15 protein-coding genes and 1 tRNA gene are annotated in these 20796 nt (G+C 51.3%); 13 read left to right on the top strand and 3 right to left on the bottom strand.

The features are described 5' to 3' along the window. The first annotated feature begins 304 nt into the window (after window positions 1-304). The 7 genes from astE (at window position 305) to RC73_RS01690 (ending at window position 8931) form a co-directional block, all read left to right on the top strand. Window positions 305-1342: a succinylglutamate desuccinylase gene (astE, locus tag RC73_RS01720; RefSeq protein ID WP_039033009.1), complete on the top strand. Its 1038-nt coding sequence runs from the start codon at window positions 305-307 to the stop codon at window positions 1340-1342. Between the two features lie 163 nt (window positions 1343-1505). Beyond that, window positions 1506-2684 carry a thiamine pyrophosphate-dependent dehydrogenase E1 component subunit alpha gene (locus RC73_RS01715; protein ID WP_039033008.1) on the top strand — a complete coding sequence of 393 codons (1179 nt, stop codon included), beginning with the start codon at window positions 1506-1508 and terminating at the stop codon, window positions 2682-2684. Window positions 2685-2686: 2 nt separating this feature from the next. Next, a complete protein-coding gene (locus RC73_RS01710; protein WP_039033007.1) occupies window positions 2687-3664 on the top strand; it encodes an alpha-ketoacid dehydrogenase subunit beta in 978 nt (325 codons plus the stop codon). 10 nt (window positions 3665-3674) lie between these two features. Continuing rightward, complete coding sequence (locus RC73_RS01705) at window positions 3675-5279, top strand: dihydrolipoyllysine-residue acetyltransferase (RefSeq protein ID WP_039033006.1); 1605 nt, start codon at window positions 3675-3677, stop codon at window positions 5277-5279. Window positions 5280-5446: 167 nt separating this feature from the next. Continuing rightward, complete coding sequence (gene nadA, locus RC73_RS01700; protein ID WP_039033005.1) at window positions 5447-6514, top strand: quinolinate synthase NadA; 1068 nt, start codon at window positions 5447-5449, stop codon at window positions 6512-6514. 162 nt (window positions 6515-6676) lie between these two features. Then, window positions 6677-8677, top strand: a complete 2001-nt coding sequence (locus RC73_RS01695; protein WP_039033004.1) for a methyl-accepting chemotaxis protein — start codon at window positions 6677-6679, stop codon at window positions 8675-8677. A gap of 166 nt (window positions 8678-8843) precedes the next feature. Further along, window positions 8844-8931 (top strand) — tRNA-Ser (locus RC73_RS01690). A gap of 189 nt (window positions 8932-9120) precedes the next feature. Here RC73_RS01690 and RC73_RS01685 read toward each other — a convergent pair. Then, window positions 9121-9753 carry a YchE family NAAT transporter gene (locus RC73_RS01685; protein ID WP_039033003.1) on the bottom strand — a complete coding sequence of 211 codons (633 nt, stop codon included), beginning with the start codon at window positions 9751-9753 and terminating at the stop codon, window positions 9121-9123. Between the two features lie 342 nt (window positions 9754-10095). Here RC73_RS01685 and adhE point away from each other — a divergent pair, with 342 nt between their 5' ends. From adhE to RC73_RS01655, 6 genes are all read left to right on the top strand, one after another. Beyond that, a complete protein-coding gene (adhE, locus tag RC73_RS01680) occupies window positions 10096-12699 on the top strand; it encodes a bifunctional acetaldehyde-CoA/alcohol dehydrogenase (protein WP_039033002.1) in 2604 nt (867 codons plus the stop codon). A 470-nt stretch (window positions 12700-13169) separates the two neighbouring features. Beyond that, a complete protein-coding gene (locus RC73_RS01675; protein ID WP_039033001.1) occupies window positions 13170-14957 on the top strand; it encodes a DUF885 domain-containing protein in 1788 nt (595 codons plus the stop codon). Between the two features lie 227 nt (window positions 14958-15184). Next, window positions 15185-15865: a response regulator transcription factor gene (locus RC73_RS01670; RefSeq protein WP_039033000.1), complete on the top strand. Its 681-nt coding sequence runs from the start codon at window positions 15185-15187 to the stop codon at window positions 15863-15865. Between the two features lie 135 nt (window positions 15866-16000). Beyond that, window positions 16001-17128: a M14 family metallopeptidase gene (locus RC73_RS01665; protein ID WP_039032999.1), complete on the top strand. Its 1128-nt coding sequence runs from the start codon at window positions 16001-16003 to the stop codon at window positions 17126-17128. A 9-nt stretch (window positions 17129-17137) separates the two neighbouring features. Continuing rightward, window positions 17138-17455: a hypothetical protein gene (locus tag RC73_RS01660; protein ID WP_039032998.1), complete on the top strand. Its 318-nt coding sequence runs from the start codon at window positions 17138-17140 to the stop codon at window positions 17453-17455. Further along, the gene (locus RC73_RS01655; RefSeq protein WP_039032997.1) at window positions 17452-17733 is read left to right on the top strand and encodes a YeaC family protein; all 282 of its coding nucleotides are present in this window, start codon (window positions 17452-17454) and stop codon (window positions 17731-17733) included. The genes RC73_RS01660 and RC73_RS01655 overlap by 4 nt, the downstream gene beginning before the upstream one ends. Window positions 17734-17799: 66 nt before the next feature. On the opposite strand, the gene ansA is transcribed toward RC73_RS01655, so the two are convergent. Together ansA and sppA are read right to left on the bottom strand one after the other, a co-directional pair. Beyond that, window positions 17800-18816 carry an asparaginase gene (gene ansA / locus RC73_RS01650; protein ID WP_039032996.1) on the bottom strand — a complete coding sequence of 339 codons (1017 nt, stop codon included), beginning with the start codon at window positions 18814-18816 and terminating at the stop codon, window positions 17800-17802. A gap of 107 nt (window positions 18817-18923) precedes the next feature. Continuing rightward, complete coding sequence (gene sppA, locus RC73_RS01645) at window positions 18924-20777, bottom strand: signal peptide peptidase SppA (RefSeq protein ID WP_039032995.1); 1854 nt, start codon at window positions 20775-20777, stop codon at window positions 18924-18926. Window positions 20778-20796 lie beyond the last annotated feature (19 nt).

Genomic DNA, 20796 nt, shown 5'->3' with positions numbered 1-20796 from the left:
GGCTAAAATTATGTGCAATAAGTTTTCCTGTCAAGTGTCGTGTTTGACTGATTTTGACTTGTGCATATAGCTAGCTCTCTTTTGAATAGGCCCTGGCCAGCTCGAGGTGGCTTTTGGCGACAGCCGTTTTGATAAAACTCCTGCGAAGCGAGGTATTTAGTCACATAGCCAACAGGTTAAGCTGTGATACTATGAAACCTTGCTCTCTGGCGCTGGTCTCAACAAGCAAACGCATTTTGACAAGTTCCCAGGAGGCAGCGTTAATGGAAACAACAGCCAAAGCGGCAATAAGAAGGAGTATTTCGTGTTACAAGCCTTGAAGGATAATCCTGACTTCCTGTCATTGACTCTGGATAACCCCAATTCTCTGGAAAGTGTTAGCGGCACGCTTGGCGACCACACCCGGATAGCGATTTGGGACACAGGAGTCTTGCTGTTCGAGCCTCTGGATAACCAAAGTGATAAAGATATTGTGCTGTCATCCGGGGTACACGGCAATGAAACTGCACCTATCGAGCTGTGCAATGGCATTATCAAGTCGCTGTTGAAGCAAGAGCTACGGGTAGGGCAGCGAGTACTTTTCATATTCGGTAACCCGGCGGCAATTAACCGTGGCACCCGTATTGCCGATGAAAACCTCAACCGACTGTTCAGTGGTGAGCATTCCAATCCCCCCGGGCTGGTGAACCCGGAGCGGATCCGCGCCAAGAAGCTGGAAACTTATGTCACACGTTTCTTCGAAGACGCACCACAAGGGGCAAGACAAAGGATCCATTACGATTTGCACACCGCCATTCGCGGCTCCAAACATGAAAAGTTTGCCATCTATCCCTATCGACCGGGTAAGGCTTACAGCCGTGAACAATTGATGTTCCTGGAGGCGGCCGGAGTCGATACCGTGTTGCTGCATCACGAACCCACAACCACTTTCAGCTATTTCTCGTCAAATCAGTTTGGCGCCGACGCCTTTACCATTGAGCTGGGCAAGGTTTACCCCATGGGACAAAACGATATGACACGTTTTATCGCTACCCGGGAGATGCTGAGTCGTTTGATCTGCAAACAATCGCTGGAACTCGAGGAGCAGGCGCTTGAGCGGGTCAATATCTATCAGGTCTGTAGGGTCATCAATAAGCAGGCCGACGACTTTGAATTTACCTTCGCCAGTGATGTGGAAAACTTCAGCGCTTTCCCCAAGGGTTATGTGCTGGCGCGGGAAGCGGGCAGGGATATTCGAGTAGAACAGGACTCGGAAGCCGTGGTGTTTCCCAACGCCAAGGTGCCCATTGGCCAACGTACAGTAATCTGCCTGGTTCAAGCCAAAGAGGTGCCATTGGCCTGAATTGTAAACCAATATATACGCGCCGATCCCATGCTAGTTGGCAAAGCACCCATGGTGGGAGTTGCTTGCTAGTTTACGTTAACGTAATGTTCGGGGCGCGTACTGAAAAAATCGGTAGGGCCGGTTTCGAGCCGGACAAACCCAGAGACAACAAGAGCACACTATGAGCAACGCAACAAATATGAACGAGACGGTGCATCGGGTGAGTTTTTTGAACAAGGACTCGCTGCATATCCCTGTACTCAAAATACTTCAGGCCGACGGCACCACCTATGAAGAGGCGGTATTGCCCGTCATAGATGAAGCCCTGTCACGCAAGATATTCGATACCTGTGTCTTTACCCGTGTCCTGGACGAACGTATGTTGGGCGCCCAGCGTCAGGGAAGGATCAGTTTTTACATGACCTGTATCGGTGAAGAAGCTGCCGTTATCGGCAGTGCCGCCGCGCTGGATGACAAGGATGTGATCCTTGCCCAGTACCGCGAACATGCCGCACTGCGTTATCGCGGCTTTAGCACAGAGCAGTTTATGAACCAGATGTTCAGCAATGAGAAAGATCTGGGCAAAGGCCGGCAGATGCCTATTCACTACGGCAGCCGTGAACTCAACTACCAAACCATCTCTTCACCGCTGGCGACTCAGATCCCGCAGGCATCCGGTGTAGGCTACTCGCTGAAGATGCAAGGCAAGCGTAATGTCGCCATCTGTTACTTCGGTGAAGGTGCTGCCTCTGAAGGCGATTTCCATGCCGGTCTCAATATGGCCGCAGTTCATAAAGCGCCGGTTATCTTCTTTTGCCGTAACAACGGCTACGCCATCTCAACCCCTACGGAAGAGCAGTACGCCGGTAACGGCATAGCCAGCCGCGGCGTTGGTTATGGCATGCACACCATCAGAGTCGACGGTAACGATATGTTGGCGGTTCTGGCCGCAACTCAGCAAGCCAGAGCTTACGCGCTTGAAAACAACGCGCCTGTGCTGATTGAAGCCATGACCTACCGCCTGGGTGCCCACTCATCTTCCGACGATCCATCCGGTTATCGCTCCAAAGAGGAAGAAGCCAAGTGGCAACAGCACGACCCTGTGAAACGCTTCAAGTTGTGGCTGATCAACAAAGGCTGGCTCAAGGAAAGCGACGAGACCGAGCTGTATGAGAAGTATCGTGAGGAAGTGCTGGCCGCGGTAAAAGTGGCCGAAAAGGTTCCGGCACCAGCCATAGAAGCCATCATAGAAGACGTTTTTGATCAGCCGACTGCGGCGCTCAAGCAGCAATTAACCGAGCTTAAGGCCCATGTTGCCAAGTATCCGAAAGCCTATCCTAAAACAGCAGGGAGATCATAAGCGTGGCACAGATGAATATGTTACAGGCCATCAATAATGCCCTGACCATAGCGATGGAAGCCGACGACAAGATGCTGGTTTTCGGTGAAGACGTAGGCCATTTCGGCGGTGTGTTCCGGGCAACTTCCGGTTTGCAGGAAAAGTTTGGCCGTGAGCGCTGCTTCAATACTCCACTTACCGAGCAGGGGATTGCCGGCTTTGCCAACGGCCTGGCTTCCAACGGCATGACGCCGGTAGCGGAAATCCAGTTTGCCGACTACATCTTCCCGGCGTTCGATCAAATCGTCAACGAAGCAGCCAAGTTCAGATACCGAAGCGGCAACGAGTTTGATGTCGGCGGCCTGACCTTCAGAACCCCCTATGGCGGCGGCATTGCCGGCGGTCATTACCACTCCCAGTCACCGGAAGCCTACTTTACCCAAACGCCCGGTCTCAAGGTGGTGGTTCCCCGTAACCCCTACCAAGCCAAGGGTTTGCTGCTGGCTGCCATTCGCGATAGCAACCCTGTGGTCTTCTTCGAGCCCAAGCGCTTGTACCGCGCCTCTGTCGGCGATGTGCCGGAAGGCGATTATCAACTGGAGCTGGGTAAAGCCGAAGTGGTTCGTGAAGGTAAAGATATCACTCTGCTGGCCTGGGGCGCGCAGATGGAAATCATAGAGAAAGCAGCCGATATGGCCAAAGAGGAAGGTATTGACTGCGAAGTCATCGACCTTCGTACTCTGGCCCCTTGGGATGTGGAAACCGTGGCCGAGTCGGTGAAAAAGACCGGCAGATTGCTTATCAACCACGAAGCGCCACTGACCGGTGGTTTTGCCGGTGAAATTGCCGCTACCATCCAACAGGAATGTTTCCTGTATCTGGAGTCGCCCATCAGCCGGGTTTGTGGTCTGGATACGCCATATCCCTTAATCCATGAAAAAGAATATATGCCGGATGCGCTTAAAACCTTTGAAGCCATCAAGGCCTCGGTGAATTTTTAGGAGAGCCAGGATGATTAAAGATTTTATTTTGCCCGACATAGGCGAAGGTGTTGTCGAGTGTGAACTGGTGGAATGGTTGGTGGCAGAGGGGGATACAGTCGCCGAAGATCAACCTGTTTGTGATGTGATGACAGACAAGGCACTGGTGCAAATTCCTGCGCCTTTCCCGGGTGTTATCAGTAAGCTTTATTACGCCAAGGGTGAAATTGCCAAGGTGCATGAGCCTTTGTATGCCGTGGAAGTGGATGTTGCAGACAGCGAAGCGCCTGTACCTGCAGCCAGCGCCGATACTGCCGCATCGTCTAGCACTAACACTACGGCTAGCGCCGGCAGCCAGGTGGAAGACTTTATGCTGCCGGATATCGGCGAGGGCATAGTCGAATGCGAACTGGTGGAGTGGCTGGTCGCAGAAGGCGACACTGTGGTTGAAGATCAACCTATCTGTGATGTAATGACTGATAAGGCGTTGGTGCAAATCCCGGCGATGAAGGCCGGTAAAATTGTCAAGCTGCACTACCGTAAGGGCCAGTTGGCCCAGGTGCATCAGCCACTGTTTGCCATTGAAGTTGCCGCTGAATCCGGTAGTGCAGCCGTGGCTCAAACCGCTGAAACAAGTGCTCCATCAGGCTCAGCATCTGCCGTCTCTCAAGCACAGGCTCAAGCCCAGAGCAGCTCGCAAACTGCCGCCTGCAGTATGGTGCCCCAGGGCAAGGCACTTGCAAGCCCAGCGGTAAGACGTATGGCTCGCAGTCTGGATGTCGATATCGCCAAAGTGCCTGGCAGCGGCAAAAATGGCCGGGTCTACAAAGAGGATATCGAACGTTTCCTTAAGGGGGCGACTCCTCAGGCACAAGCCCAAACCCAAACTTTGGCAGAGGGCCAAGTGCAAGCCAGCAAAGCGGCAACGGCAAGCGATAGGGTAGAGCCTATCAAGGGCGTTCGTGCCGTGATGGCGCGGATGATGACAGAGTCCGTCTCCAGCATTCCGCACTTTACTTATTGCGAAGAGCTGGACTTGACCGAGCTTATCGCCCTTCGTGAAGCGATGAAGGCCAAGTACTCCAATGACGAGCTCAAGCTGACCATGATGCCTTTCTTTATGAAGGCCATGTCGCTGGCGCTGACCGAGTTTCCGGTGATCAACAGCCGAGTGAACGCAGATTGTACCGAACTCACTTATCTTGGTCGTCACAACATAGGGATGGCCGTCGACTCCAAGGTCGGTTTGTTGGTGCCTAACGTCAAGGATGTACAGGATAAATCGATTCTGGATGTTGCTGCCGAAGTCACCCGTCTGACCCAGGCCGCGCGCTCAGGTAGAGTGGCGCCTGCCGATCTTAAAGATGGCAGCATCTCCATCTCCAACATAGGCGCGCTGGGCGGCACTGTGGCAACGCCCATTATCAATAAACCCGAGGTGGCGATTGTGGCCTTGGGTAAGGTGCAAACCCTGCCGCGCTTTAATGCCAAGGGTAAGGTGGAAGCTCGTAAACTGATGCAGGTCAGTTGGTCAGGCGATCACAGAGTGATAGATGGCGGCACCATTGCCCGCTTCTGTAATCTGTGGAAACAATATCTCGAGCAGCCGCAGGAAATGCTGTTGGCGATGAGATAAGATTGGAGGCCCCGCAATGCGGGGCCTTGTTTTAGGTGTGTTTCGGGAGCAAGATTACTCCTGCCTGCTTAAGGCAATGGCTTTATTTGATCCTGAGCACAAAGTGGTTACGATTTGATGGCAGATTTCGTATAATTGCCAACAGTATTAGTCGCATTGGGTCTGTTATGAGTCAGGTAGCACCAAGCATAGAAAATATTCAATATCCTTTCCCGCCAAAACCGGTTCCCTTGTCTGAACAGGAAAAAAGCGAATACAAAGCCAGGATCAAGCAACTGCTCAAAGAGCAGAATGCGGTGCTGGTTGCCCATTACTATACGGACCCTGAAATTCAGGCTCTGGCCGAGGAAACCGGTGGCTGCGTTTCCGACTCGCTCGAAATGGCGCGTTTTGGGCGTGATCATCCCGCCAAAACGCTCATCGTTGCCGGGGTTAAGTTTATGGGGGAAACCGCCAAGATCCTGAGCCCGGAAAAAACCATTCTGATGCCGACTCTGGAAGCCACCTGTTCTCTGGATGTTGGTTGTCCTATTGAGCAGTTTAGTGCTTTCTGCGACGCGCATCCGGATCACACGGTAGTGGTCTATGCCAATACTTCGGCTGCGGTCAAAGCCCGGGCCGATTGGGTAGTGACTTCCAGCATAGCGCTGGAGATCGTGGAACACCTGGACAGCGAAGGCAAGAAGATCATCTGGGGGCCGGATCGTCACTTGGGCAGTTATATTGCCAAGCAAACTGGTGCCGAGATGTTGATGTGGCAGGGCGAGTGTATTGTGCACGATGAATTCAAGGCCAACGCCTTGCGTCAATTAAAGGCGCTGCACCCGAACGCCGCCATTCTGGTTCACCCTGAATCTCCGGCGAGTGTTGTGGAAATGGCCGATGCCGTAGGTTCAACCAGTCAGTTGATCAAAGCTGCCCAGACCATGGACAATGATACCTTTATCGTGGCCACCGATAGAGGCATCTTCTATAAGATGCAACAGGCAGCGCCGGGCAAGACCCTGATTGAAGCCCCAACCGGCGGTGAAGGTGCCACTTGCCGCAGCTGTGCTCACTGCCCCTGGATGGCAATGAATGGTCTCAAGGCGATTGCCAGCGCGCTGGAAAACCAGGATAACAGTCAACATGAGATTTTCGTCGATGAAGCGCTGCGTCAAGGCGCTTTGGTGCCTCTGACTCGAATGTTGGATTTTGCCAAAACCCTCAACATGCAGGTCAAAGGCAACGCCTGAATAGCTTAAACTGTTTTTTATTCGACAAGCCAATAAAGAGCCTACATTTGTAGGCTCTTTTTCCATTGACATCCATTGGCATCGACTATACTTGCCAACGTATGCTGAAAAATAAATTTCATATTAATAAATGAATTAGTTAGCTGCTTAAAGGATGCATCAATGAAATGGCAATGGATTGAAAATCTTCCTCTGAAACACAAATTTCTCTTGGTTATCCTGCCGCCTTTTATCGCGGCAACCCTATTTGGTATTTTATTGTTCAGCGATCGACTGTCGCTCGCCAATGGTCTGGAAGAGGTGCTGGATCTCAGCGAGTTGGCGGTGGTCAACTCGGCGCTGGTACATGAACTGCAAAAAGAGCGCGGCATGAGCGCGGGTTATCTCGGTTCCAAGGGCAAGAGTTTTGCCGATAAACTACCGGGCCAGCGGCAACTCACAGATAAACAACTCCAGCAATTTAATGATTTCTTGAATAATCATCAGCTTCCCGCCGATTTTGCTACCGATTTAACGAAGGCAAGAAGTAGCATTGCCCGTTTGCAAGACATTCGCAATCTGGTAGATATACAAGGGATAAGCGTTGCCGAAGAAGTGGCATTTTACACTGAGCTGAATAAATTACTGCTGTCGATAGTCGATCTTAGTGTGCAGAAGGGCGGCGATCAACAGATTGCCATCAAGGCCGCCGCTTTTTCGGCGTTTTTGCAGATGAAGGAACGCGCAGGTATCGAGCGGGCGGTACTCAGTTCAACCTTCGGACAGAGTGAGTTCAAACCCGGTGTCTACCGTAAATTTATCACTTTGGTCTCTGAACAAAACGCTTACCAGGAAAGGTTTGTGGCCTTGGCTGATGAAACCGCTCGCAAGGATTTACAGGCATTGCAAACCCAAGCTGCTGTCGCCGAAGTCGCTCGCTTGAGGGAGTTGGCTTATGGCCAGAAAGCCGAGGATCTCAAGTCCCAATCTCCGGAGATTTGGTTTAATCAGTCGACAGCACGCATCAATCTGTTACATGAATTTGAGCAGAAGCTGTCGAATAAACTCCTGGCCGAGACCTTGAACAAACAGCAAAATGCTACTAACCAGACCTGGATAGTACTTGGGGTTATGGTGTTTGGTTTAATCATTGTCAGTCTGGTCTCCAGCATCATACTCAAATATCTGCATGGCAGCTTGCGGGAATTGCATCAGGGCGTTACCCGAGCCCGGGCTCACTATGACTTAAGTGTGCGTTTGCCCCATACGGGTAAAGATGAGTTTGGTGAGCTGGCCGAATCCTTCAATAGTATGATGGCCGACTTTGAGCTGGTGATACTGCGGGTTCGCTCCAGTAGCAAGACCTTGCTGGGAGTGGTACAACAGATGGAACAGCATTCTACTCAGATGCAGGCCGATGTAGCGGTTGGCTCCAGCGAGACAGAGCAAGTGGCATCTGCGATGACAGAGATGAGTTCAACCGTACAGGAAATTGCCTCCAACGCGGTACGGGCCTCTGAAGCATCCAATCAAGCCAGCACTGAGGCCAGGGAAGGGAGCCTGGAAGTGGGGCGCACGGCATCGGCCATCAATGAACTGGCTGAAGAAATTAGTTATGCCGCCGATGCAATATCCAAACTGGATAAAGATATTCACGGTATTGTCAGTGTGTTGGAGGTCATCAGTGGCATAGCCGAGCAGACCAATCTCCTGGCGCTTAATGCCGCCATCGAAGCCGCCCGGGCCGGCGAAATGGGCCGCGGCTTTGCCGTGGTGGCCGATGAGGTGCGCAATCTGGCGCAGCGGGCACAATCTTCCACTGAAGATATCCGTAATATGACAGAAAGGCTCAAACAGGGCGCCGAAGTAGCGGTAGCCGCTATCACCAAAGGTAAGGCTCAGGCCGGCATCAGTGTCGATGAGGCAAACCGCGCCGGTGAGGAGCTCAGGCGCATAGTTGAACACGTGGAAGTTATTGATAGCATGAATGAACAGATAGCTGCCGCAACCCATGAGCAGTCGGCCGTATCAGAAGAGGTGAATCGCAATGCGATGCAGATCAGTGATATCTACCGCAATACCCAAGATATAGCCAATGAGCTTGGCAAACTCAACGAACTGCTGATTAAAGACGCCAACAAAATGAGCGATGAGGTAAGTAAATTCCGCTTAAACGAACACTGATTGAAGTATTTTTCATCGCCTTTGCTCAGCAAACACGCAAACGGAGATTAAGGCGGATTTTTGCTTGACCGGCATTCGCCTTTTGCGTAAAGTACCGCTCCATCAAGGGGATAGAGATATTACTCCTGATAGATGTGTTGATACCCACAGTAAAAAGTATCGAAACGGTGAGGTGTCCGAGTGGCTGAAGGAGCACGCCTGGAAAGTGTGTATACGGCAACGTATCGAGGGTTCGAATCCCTCCTTCACCGCCAGATTAAAAAAACCCGACCATAAGGTCGGGTTTTTGCGTTTCTGAGCATAGTCCTTTGAATGATAGCGGCTGCGCGGTCAAGATTCCCAACCTTTCTGCAGCAAATTAGCTTTGTACGACTAATCCTGACGTATGCGGCACAGTTTGTGAGAGGGGTATCCATAATATCAACACATTAGCCGATTTGATTTTATCCCAGTAAGTTGGGAAACAGCCCCTTAAAACCTGCGGCTATTACCTCAATGCCAATGGATAGCATCAAGAGTCCCATCAGACGGGTGATCACGTTGATCCCTGTTTTACCGAGGAGCTTATTGATGACCGAAGCCATTCTGAACAATGCAAAGCTGAGCAGACCAAACAGCGCTACAGTCACCGACATGGCCAGCAGATTAGCCAGGCCTTTATGCTCGGCGGCAAAGACGATAACTGAGCTGATAGCCCCTGGGCCAGCCATTAGAGGCAAAGCCAGCGGTACCACAGCCACAGATTCCATCGCCGAGGCTTCTCTGTCTTCTTCCTGGTTGCGTTTCACCTCGCCAAGCTTTCCTTGCAACATGGACATGGCGATGATGGCAATCAGTGTACCGCCGGCAATTCGGAACGCCGACAGCGAAATACTGAACATATTCAATATATACTGACCCGCCACTGTGGTAATCAAGAGGATTACCACCACGGCAAAGTTGGATATTTTAGCGGTATGGTTACGCTCAGCCTCAGTCTGGTGACTGGTCAGGCTGACAAATACCGGCAACAGGCCCACCGGGTTGATGATAGCCACCAGTCCGAGGAAAAATTTAACGTACAGGGTCAAATCCAATTTCGTATCCTTCCAGTGTAGGGAACTCACCGGGAAACAGTAACTTGAGACGGTGCATACTCTACCCTAAGTTAACAAACCCCAGAAATGAGATTTTCTATACTTGGTCACAACTTCGAATAAATTTTCGTAATATCAGTGCAGTCAAAGCTGCAGTATAGTCGATTCTAATACAAAGATTTTTTCTATGCTTGAATCTGATTTAACGTTGTTGAATTACATAAAACGCCATGCCTGTGGCCAAGATCACAGATGTCCACCCGGTTTGGATGTAATTTTATTTCATGTGAGAGAGTTTAACCAAGATGAGCCTTTGTTAAATTTTTTTACGGGAAACTGATTATGAAAGTCACCAATACTCAGGAACTGGATCTGCTACTGGAAAGAGTCAGCCAGGCTCAGGCGAAATTCGCAGGTTTCAGTCAGCAGCAAGTCGATAAGATATTTCGCGCCGCCGCGCTGGCTGCCGCCGATGCCAGAATAGCGTTGGCAAAACAGGCCGCCGCCGAAACCTCCATGGGAGTGCTGGAGGATAAAGTGATTAAAAACCACTTTGCTTCCGAGTATATCTATAACAAGTACAAAGATGAAAAGACCTGCGGCATTCTGGAAGAAGACGACACCTTCGGCACCATCACAATTGCCGAACCCGTGGGGATCATCTGCGGCATAGTACCGACAACCAATCCTACTTCCACCGCTATCTTCAAGGCGCTTATCAGCCTGAAAACCCGTAATGCCATCGTCTTCTCCCCGCACCCCAGAGCCAAGGCATCCACAGTCGCAGCCGCCCGAATAGTACTGGATGCCGCCATTAAGGCCGGAGCTCCCGAGGACATTATAGGCTGGATAGATGAACCCAGCGTCGCACTTTCCAATCACCTGATGACCCACGAAAAGATAAATCTTATTCTGGCCACCGGCGGCCCGGGTATGGTGAAAGCCGCTTACTCTTCCGGGAAACCTGCCATAGGTGTCGGCGCAGGTAATACACCTGTGGTTATTGATGAAACCGCGGATATCAAACGCGCGGTGGCTTCCATATTGATGTCAAAAACCTTTGATAACGGTGTGGTATGCGCCTCTGAACAAGCGGTAGTGGTACTCGATAGCGTCTACCAAGCAGTACGGGAGCGTTTTGCTCATCATGGCGGTTACCTGCTCAATGACGAAGAATGCCTTGCCGTGAAACAGGTTATCCTCAAAGATGGCGCGCTCAATGCCGCCATTGTTGGCCAGGGTGCGGCGCGCATTGCCGAAATGGCCGGCTTCAGCGTACCGAGCTGGACCAAGGTACTGATCGGTGAGGTGGATGAAATCACCGAAGCCGAAGCCTTCGCCCATGAAAAGCTTTCGCCGCTGCTTGGTATGTACCGCGCCAACGACTTTGATGAGGCGCTGGATAAGGCCGATGCCTTGGTGAAACTCGGTGGTATCGGTCATACCTCTGGACTCTATACAGATCAAGATACCCAGGTGCAGCGGGTCAAGCGTTTCGGTGAGCGGATGAAAACAGCTCGAATTCTGATAAACACCCCGGCATCTCAAGGCGGGATTGGCGATCTCTATAACTTCAAGCTGGCACCTTCTCTCACTTTGGGCTGTGGCTCCTGGGGGGGGAACTCGATTTCGGAGAACGTGGGCCCGAGTCACCTTATCAACAAGAAAACTGTCGCCAAGAGGGCCGAGAATATGTTGTGGCACAAACTTCCATCCTCCATTTATTTCCGCCGCGGTAGTCTACCTATTGCCCTGGAGGAGTTGGCCGACAAACGCCGCGCCTTGATAGTGACAGACAAGTTCTTGTTCAATAATGGCTACTGTGATGAAACCGTCAAGATCCTCAAGGGCTTGGGGCTGGATACCGAAGTGTTTTATGAAGTGGAGGCCGATCCTACCTTAGCAGTAGTTCGCGCCGGCACCAAGGTGGCCGAGAGTTTCCAACCGGATGTGATCATCGCACTGGGCGGTGGCTCCCCTATGGACGCTGCCAAGATCATCTGGGTGATGTATGAACATCCTCAGGTGGACTTTGCCGATCTGGCGCTGCGTTTCATGGATATTCGTAAACGTATTTACAAGTTCCCCAAACTTGGGCGCAAGGCCAAGATGGTCGCTATCCCCACCACGTCGGGCACAGGCTCTGAAGTCACACCATTTGCCGTGGTGACTGATGAGCAGACAGGTGCCAAGTATCCTATCGCAGATTATGAACTGACCCCCAACATGGCGATTGTGGATCCCAACCTGGTGATGAACATGCCCAAGTCCTTAACCGCCTTTGGCGGGATAGATGCCATTACCCATGCCTTGGAAGCCTATGTCAGCGTGATGGCCAATGAGTACAGTGACGGCCAGGCATTGCAGGCCTTGGATCTTCTGGTTACGCACCTGCCCAAGGCCTACGAAGAGGGCGCCGCGGCGCCGATTGCCCGCGAAAAAGTGCACAACGGCGCCACCATTGCCGGTATCGCCTTTGCCAACGCTTTCCTGGGCATATGTCACTCTATGGCTCACAAACTGGGCGCCGAGTTCCATCTGCCACACGGCTTGGCCAATGCACTGCTCATAAGCAATGTCATCCGTTTCAACGCCACCGACCTGCCGACCAAGCAAGCCGCCTTCAGCCAGTATGACAGGCCCAAGGCGCTCTGCCGCTATGCTGCCATTGCTGATCATCTCAAGCTGACAGACGCCGAGCTGAGTGACACCGAAAAAGTCGAGCGTTTGATAGCCAAAATTGAGCAGTTGAAGCAGGCCTTGGGGATCCCGGGGTCGATTCAGGAAGCCGGTGTCACAGAAGCCGATTTTCTGGATAAGCTCGATGAACTGGCTGAAGATGCTTTTGATGATCAGTGTACAGGTGCCAACCCCAGGTATCCTCTGATCAGTGAGTTAAAAGCCCTGTTGCTGGCAAGCTTCTACGGCGAGGTTTACCGCGACTAACAATAGCCTTGTCCTAGAAGCAAAATACCGCTCACTTACAATGAGCGGTATTTTTTAGCGTGACACAGAATTTTGAACACTCTCTGTTCAACCTATCTGGAAGCACGGCGCCCTAGCACACAATCATCCTTTATATTCCGGTTGCCCAAAAAGTTAAAATTAAACAATATAAAAACTCGTTTAAGAAGCTTCTTTATGCCAGATACTCTTTGTTTTTCCGCGCGTGAAATGCTTCTTCTGTAATTAGTTACTTTTCCATAGCAGCTTGAAATGGCTTCACTATTGTCTTCACCGTTGTCTTCACTATGGTCACATGCAATTCATGCCAGCTTGCAAACTGTAACAAAGCATGTTTCTTTACTAACAATTGCTGAAAAGTTCCTGCTTCCATGATTTACTAGCAAACTATGCACCCGAAAAACCGATAAAAACTCAAATTTCCAACATACGGGTGCCGGGAAGGAAATCATATGAAAAAACTCACCCTGTGCCTGGCGGTGTCACTGGCGCTGACAGGTCTGTCCGCATGTCAAACCCAAAGCTCGCCAGAGGCGATGGCATCTAACGTTTCTGCTATCGTCAAACAAGATCAGAACCAAACCTTTACTGCATTCAGTCAAAGTTTTATCGATTCTTTGTGGCAAGTTGCACCGACTTGGGCGCTCTATAATGGTTTTCATCAATATGATGCCAAACTCCTGGTACCGGATGCGGCCAGCCGCACCGTGACGCTGAACTTTATTCAGCAGCAGCGTGCCAAGATGGCGAGCTTTGATTTTGCGGCGCTTACCGCAGCCAACCTGATTGACTATCGCTTGATTGAAAACGTCCTCGGCAGCATGGAGTGGGAAATCAAACGCTTCAAGTCCTGGCAGTGGGACCCATCCAGTTACAACGTGGCCGGAGGTTTTGCGCAAATCATCAATGAGGACTTTGCACCTCTGGATCAAAGGTTGCGCTCTGTATTGGGCCGATTGGAAAATGTGCCGGCCTATTACCGGGCGGCGCAGCAAAACATAGATAATCCCACTCTGGAGCACACAGAGTTGGCCATCATGCAAAATCAGGGTGCCTTTACGGTATTGTCCGATGAACTGCTCGTCAAGGTGAACGCCTCCGGCCTGAACGCTGATGAAAAGGCGTTGTTCAAGCAAAGACTGGCTAATGCCGTGGCAGCCATCGAAGGGCATATCCAGTTTCTAAAACAGCTTGAGCAGCAACTTAAGCGCGAAGGCAGCCGTAGCTTTCGGATAGGAGAAGCACTTTATGAGGAGAAGTTTGCCTTCGATATTCAGGCCGGTATGAGCGCCAAGGCCCTTTATGAAAAGGCGCTGGCCGATAAGGCCAGGGTTCAGGGCGAAATGGCGAAAATTACCGATAAGCTCTGGAGCAAGTATTTCCAAGAGCCCAAGCCGCAAGACGAGAAGAAGGCTATCAGACAGTTGATCGACAAGCTTTCGGCCCGGCATGTAAAGCGGGAAGATTTTGTGGACGAGGTGAGGGCGCAGATCCCCGAGCTGGTGAAGTTTGTCAATCAACACGATCTGGTGACTCTGGATCCGAAAAAGCCTTTGGTGGTCAGGGAAACACCTGAATATATGCGAGGTTTTGCCGGTGCTTCCATCAGTGCTCCCGGCCCTTATGAAAAGGGCGGCAACACCTATTATAACGTGACTCCCCTCGATGGTATGACTGACGAGCAGGCCGAAAGTTACTTGCGCGAGTACAACCACTGGATATTGCAGGTACTGAACATACATGAGGCTATCCCCGGCCATTACACCCAACTGGTGTACTCCAATGAATCACCGAGCCTGGTCAAGAGCCTGTTTGGTAACGGCGCCATGGTCGAAGGTTGGGCCGTTTATGCCGAGCGTATGATGTTGGAACAGGGCTATGGCAACTTTGAGCCGGAAATGTGGCTGATGTACTACAAGTGGAACCTCAGGGTGATTTGTAACACCATTCTGGACTACAGCATTCAGGTCAAGGGGATGACTGAAGAGCAGGCTATCAAATTGATGACTGAAGAAGCCTTCCAGCAGCAAGCCGAGGCGGAAGGTAAATGGCGCCGGGCAACGCTGAGCCAGGTACAGTTAACCAGCTATTACGCCGGATATCGTGAAATTTACGACCTCAGGGAAGAGCTTAAACAGCAGCAAGGTAAGGCGTTTGAGCTCAAGGCATTTCACGAAAACTTCCTCAGTTATGGCAGTGCTCCAGTCAAATACATCAGCCAGTTGATGCAAGACAAGTAAGGTGGACAGCAAAAGGCAGGGATAAAGTTTGCTGCCCAGTGGCGGTAAACTTAACTTATCCAGTTGACTATAGGGACAGTTTGACCGGCTGTCCCTTTTTCATAACTCGTTATATGTGACTCTGTGCACCTTACATCATTATAACCAGTGAATTTTTCTGGCTCGGTCAGGATAATTATGTTAACGTTAATGGTAATGGTTCTTATTTGAGAATTGTATTAACGAAAATGACGAAAATTTTATTGGTGGACGATGACCTGGAGTTCAGGGACTTGCTCAAGGAAGCACTGGAGGGCGAGGGGCACGATGTTGTTTGTGCCGCTGATGGTTTGGATGCACTGATGAGACTCGACACTTTTACCCCGGATGTTATCTTGCTCGACTTAATGATGCCCAAACTCAATGGTTTTGAAATGTTACTTGCCCGTAAGGACAGTACACCTGTGATAGTGATTTCGGCTGTCGATAGCGAAGAGGAAAGGATTAAAGGTTATGAGCTGGGGGCTGATGATTTTCTGAGTAAGCCATTTAGCGTCAAAGAGTTGTTGGTCCGTATTCAGGCGCTCATAAGAAGGATCAATATCAGCAAGGGGCAGGAACCTACCGATCTGGCGCTCAATAAGCATATTCAGTTTGATGAGACGGATTACACAGTAGCCATTGCCGATCAGCAATTGGCATTGACTCAGACAGAGTTTCGTTTGTTTAAATATCTGTTTGAGCGTAAGGGCCAGGTGGTTACCAAGCAGGAGCTACAGCGACGGGTGTTAAAAAAAGAGTTGGGGCGGTTTGACCGAAACCTGGATATGCATATCTCCAACACCCGACGTAAACTGGAGCAGACCCGTTTGCCAAGAAGCCTTATTAATACTGTGCGCGGCCAAGGATACAGTTTCAGCCTTTGGTAAACTCCACTGATTTTTCCCCGAATATCAAGCCAGAGTCGGCCGCGTTTTCAAGCGCGGCCGATTTGGTTTATCCTATAGCCCACTTGCGCGAGCCTTTCGGCTCCACACCCTATAAAAGCAATGAAGGAAAACATCATGCGGATCAGCGCGAATTTTGATGGTGGCAATATTCAGGTCATCAGTCTTGATAATAAGGACGACATCAGACTGGCGATCCGCCCGGATCAGGGCGGAGAGTTCTACCAGTGGTTCAATTTCCGTTTTGAAGGCCAGGTAGGAAACAGTTACACCCTCAATATCATCAACGCCGGCAGCGCTTCTTATCCCAAAGGCTGGGAAAACTACCAGGCGGTTGCCAGCTATGATCGCCAGCACTGGTTCCGCCTGCCGACCAAGTATGATGACGGCAAATTGAGTATCAATGTGGAATTGGACGCCGATGCGATTCAGATAGCCTATTTTGCACCTTACAGTTACGAGCGCCACCTGGATCTGCTCAGCGCTGTGCAAGTGCATCCTGAAGTGAGCCTGGAGCACCTGGGTCTGACCTTGGATGGTCGCGATCTGACGCTGGTCAAGGTGGGTGACGGCGATAACAGCAAGCGCAATATCTGGATCACAGCCCGTCAGCACCCAGGGGAAACCATGGCCGAATGGCTGGTGGAAGGTTTGCTGTATCGTTTGCTGGACTCGGATGACCCTGTCTCCAAACAGTTGCTGGATAAGGCCAACTTCTATGTTGTACCCAACATGAATCCCGACGGCAGCGCCCGCGGCCATCTGCGTACCAATGCCGCCGGTGTTAACCTAAATCGTGAGTGGCAAACGCCAAGCCTGGAGAAGAGCCCCGAGGTGTACCATGTGGTACAAAAGATGAAAGAAACCGGTGTGGACCTTTTCTATGACGTCCACGGTGATGAAGGTCTGCCTTATGTGTTCCTGGCAGGCTGTGAAGGCATTCCTTGTTGGGATGAGCGTTTGACTCAGCTGCAGCAGGAATTTGCCTCGGCGCTCTTGCTGGTTAGCCCAGATTTCCAAACCGAACATGGCTATGAAAAGGACGAGCCCGGCAAGGCCAACCTGACCATAGGTTCCAACTGGGTCGGCGAAACCTTCAACTGCCTGTCAAACACCTTGGAAATGCCATTTAAAGACAATGATAATCTGGCCGATCCGCTGGTGGGCTGGTCCCCCGAGCGTTGCCTGTACCTGGGTGAAGCCTCTTTGACCGCCATGCTGGCCGTCGTGGACAAACTCAGGTAAGGAGCAGTTATGGCACTGGTTGAATGCCCTTTATGCCGCAAGCGGATCTCCAGTAAGGCACCCAGTTGCCCGCACTGCAGTTCGAAATTGGGACCCAACACCGAGTCGCTGTCGAGGATTAGTCATATTCAGCAGTCGACCAAACTGATGAATCAGAGCTTTCTGGCCTTGACCCTGTTTATCGCCGGGGTGGTTATCTGGTTCTGGGGTGGCGAAGTCGCCGAAGGCAATCGAGCCATCGCCGGTGCGGTCTGCTTTACGCTCGGTTTCGTAGGTTACCTGATAACCCGGGTACGTATTATTTTGCACAAGCGGAAAAGTGTATGACAGATATCAACAAAGTGATTGAAGAGATGCCGGTTGAGGTCTATGAGAGACTGCGCAGCGCCGCCGAGATAGGTAAGTGGGAAGATGGCACTGTGCTGACCGAGGAACAGCGGGAAAACACGCTGCAACTGGTGATGCTCTATCAGGCCAGACGTTTGGAGCAAACCGAACACTTTACTATAGGTGCCGGTGGCCAACTCAACGAGTTGTCCAAGGCGCAGCTGAAAAAGCAGTTTCGCGGTGAGAGCATTGCTGAGTTCAAAGAATCTGATCTTTAATTAAGTTTCTGGATTCGAATGATAAAAAAGCCCTGTATAAACAGGGCTTTTTACTATCAATTAAATTCAATCCGAAGTGAGTTCGCCACAGAGGTTTTGTTGCATCTGCCGTCTTATCTCTTCTGTACTCAGCCCTTGGGAGAGCAGGTAATGCAACTTGGTCAAGGCGGCTTCCGTGGTCATATCGGCGCCGCTGATAACGCCGGCTTTTGCCAGGGCGTTGCCTGTGGCATAACCGCCCATATTGACTTTTCCCTGCAGGCACTGGGTCAGATTAATAAGCACTGTGCCCTTGTCGTTGGCCCGCTTGAGAGTTTCCAGCAATCCTGGGTCCTGCGGCGCGTTGCCGACACCATAGGTCAGTAATATCAGTGCTTTTACCGGCTGCTGCAATATGTTGTTGAATACCTCGGTGGAGATCCCGGGATACAAGGTAACCACACCAATAGGATGAGGGGTAATGGGCGCCACTTTCAGGGGCTTATCGCTGGGCGGAGCAATTTTACCGGCGCGCAGGCGAATCTTGATCCCGGCTTCCAGCAACAAGGGGAAATTCGGCGAAGCAAAGGCATCGAAGCCGTCGGCATGAGCCTTGGTGGTACGGTTGCCGCGGAACAACTTATTGTTGAAGAACAGGCAAACCTCGGCAACTGGGTAATTTGCCGCTATATACAGCGCATTAAGTAAGTTGGTTTGACCGTCTGAACGCAGCTGCGCCAATGGAATTTGCGAGCCGGTGACGATAACCGGCTTACCGAGATCTTGCAGCATGAAAGACAGCGCCGAGGCGGTAAACGCCATGGTGTCTGTGCCGTGAAGAATAACAAAGCCATCATACTTGTCATAGTTGGCCTGAATGTCGTCGGCTATCATCTGCCAGTGGCTGGGAGCCATGTTGGAGGAGTCTATCAGCGGACTATATTCCTGGATCACGAACGTCGGCATCTCTTCATGGAAAAACTCCGGCATGGAGTTGACGCATTCCGTCAGGAAACCGGCGACCGGGGCAAAGCCATTACTGGTTTTTTGCATCCCTATGGTGCCGCCCGTGTATGCGACATAGATGGACTTTTTTTTGTTCATAATCTGGCTTTATTTATCATTGGAGCAAAAGAGAGGCCGGATTATAGCAAATCAACCCCGACAGCATAAGGCACAAAAAAGCCCGGCGAACCGGGCTTTCAGGATTATCAGTAACTGCAGTTATCGCAGTAGAGATAGACGCCGTTGGGGTCGTCAAAGGCGGCAAACTCTTCCAGTACCTGGCTCCATTGAGTCAGCAGCTTTTCCAGTACGCTGGACTGCTTGACGCTGTGAGGCAGATAAGCTGAGACACTGGCGAACATCTCCTGAATGAAGAGTTGCTCAGGTGTCAGTTCCTGTTCTATCACTCGGCTGTCGAACTTATCGAGCTCGGCCAATTCGGCCGCTTTGGCGATAGCGTTATCGAGATCGCCAAGCTCATCCACCAGACCCAGCTCCAGCGCTTTCTTGCCGGACCAAACGCGGCCTTGGGCAATCTTATCCACCTGCTCGAGTGTCATATTGCGCTCGTTGGCCACCAGTGAGATAAAGTCTTTGTAGCCACGTTCGATATGGCGCTGGATCACCGCCTTGACGCCATCGGAAAGTGGCCGGGTAACAGAAAGACCGGCCCAGTCAGAGGTGGCCACCCCATCGGTATTGACGCCGATGGAAGACAGGGAGTCCTCGAAGGTGGTTATCATGCCGAAAATACCGATGGATCCGGTCAGGGTAGTGGGGTTGGCATAGATATAGTCGGCGCTGGCCGAAATCCAGTACCCGCCTGATGCAGCCATGCTGCTCATGCTGACCACCACAGGCTTACCGGCTTTCTTCAATGCCAGCACTTCCTGACGAATTTGCTCGGAAGCAAAGGCGCTACCGCCGGGGCTGTCGACCCTGAGTACTACGGCCTTGATAGTGTCGTCGAAGCGCGCCTTACGCAGCAGGGCGGAGGTACTTTCGCCGCCGATATCACCGGCCGGTTGACTGCCGTTGAGAATATTGCCCTTGGCCACTATAACGCCAATCTCTTCTGAGGGGACCAACTCGGGCAGCGGTGCCATCAACTTGGCGTAGTCATAGTAGCTGATCTGCTTGAAGCTATCGCCTTCCTTGCTTTTGCCCACCAAGTCCAACATCGCCAGGCGGAAGTCCTCGGCGCTGGCAAGTTTATCGACCCACTTGAGGTTAACTGCCATGGTGCCTGAATCGCCGTCGGCTTGCTCCAGCTCTGCCAAATAAGCGCTAGCATTAAGGCCTAGGTTGGATTTGTCTATGCCACGATTGGCTGCCACTGTGTCTGTATAGCTGCCCCAGATGTCGTTGAGCAGAACAGAGTTGGCTTCCTTGGCGGCTTCTGACATGTCGTCACGGATAAAAGGTTCAACCGCTGACTTGAAAGTACCAACACGGAAAATGTGCGCCTTGATTTTTAACTTATCCAGTGCCGACTTATAGTACTGACGGTAGCGGCTCAAGCCATCTACCGCCACCATACCCTCTGGGTTGAGGTAGACAGTATCGGCAAAACTCGCCAGGAAATACTGGTTCTGATCATAATAGTTACCTATGGCGACCACAGGCTTGCCACTATCCTTGAATTCATTGAGTGCCTGGCCTATGGCGCTCAGCTTACTCAGGCCGCCATATTGCAACTCGGACAGATCCAATACCAGGGCCTTAATTCGCTTGTCATTGGTAGCGCTGTTAATGGTATAGAGCACATCACTCAATAAGATTTCGCCGTTGACATCGGGTCCTTTGCCTTGGTTTAACATCGCCTCGAACGGGTCAATCTGGCGTTTCTGATCCACTATGCCGCCGGCCAGGTTCAATACCAACGCCGAGCCATCCTCAACTTGGATTTCATCACTGCTGACCATGGCGATGACCACGGCTATCAAAGCGATAAAGAACAGCGGGAAGAACACTAGGTTCAACACCAGCTTGCGAATGAAGTTGATCACATTCCAGATCAACATCAGGGTATTCTTGGTTGTCAGGGGTTTTGCGGACATAGCCACTCCATTTTTCCAT

Origin of the sequence: Shewanella sp. ECSMB14102 (assembly GCF_000813075.1) — a bacterium.
GTDB classification, from domain to species: Bacteria; Pseudomonadota; Gammaproteobacteria; order Enterobacterales; family Shewanellaceae; genus Shewanella; species Shewanella indica.
The sequence above is the reverse complement of the archived record's forward strand: the minus strand, read 5'-3'. Positions and strand labels throughout refer to the sequence as shown.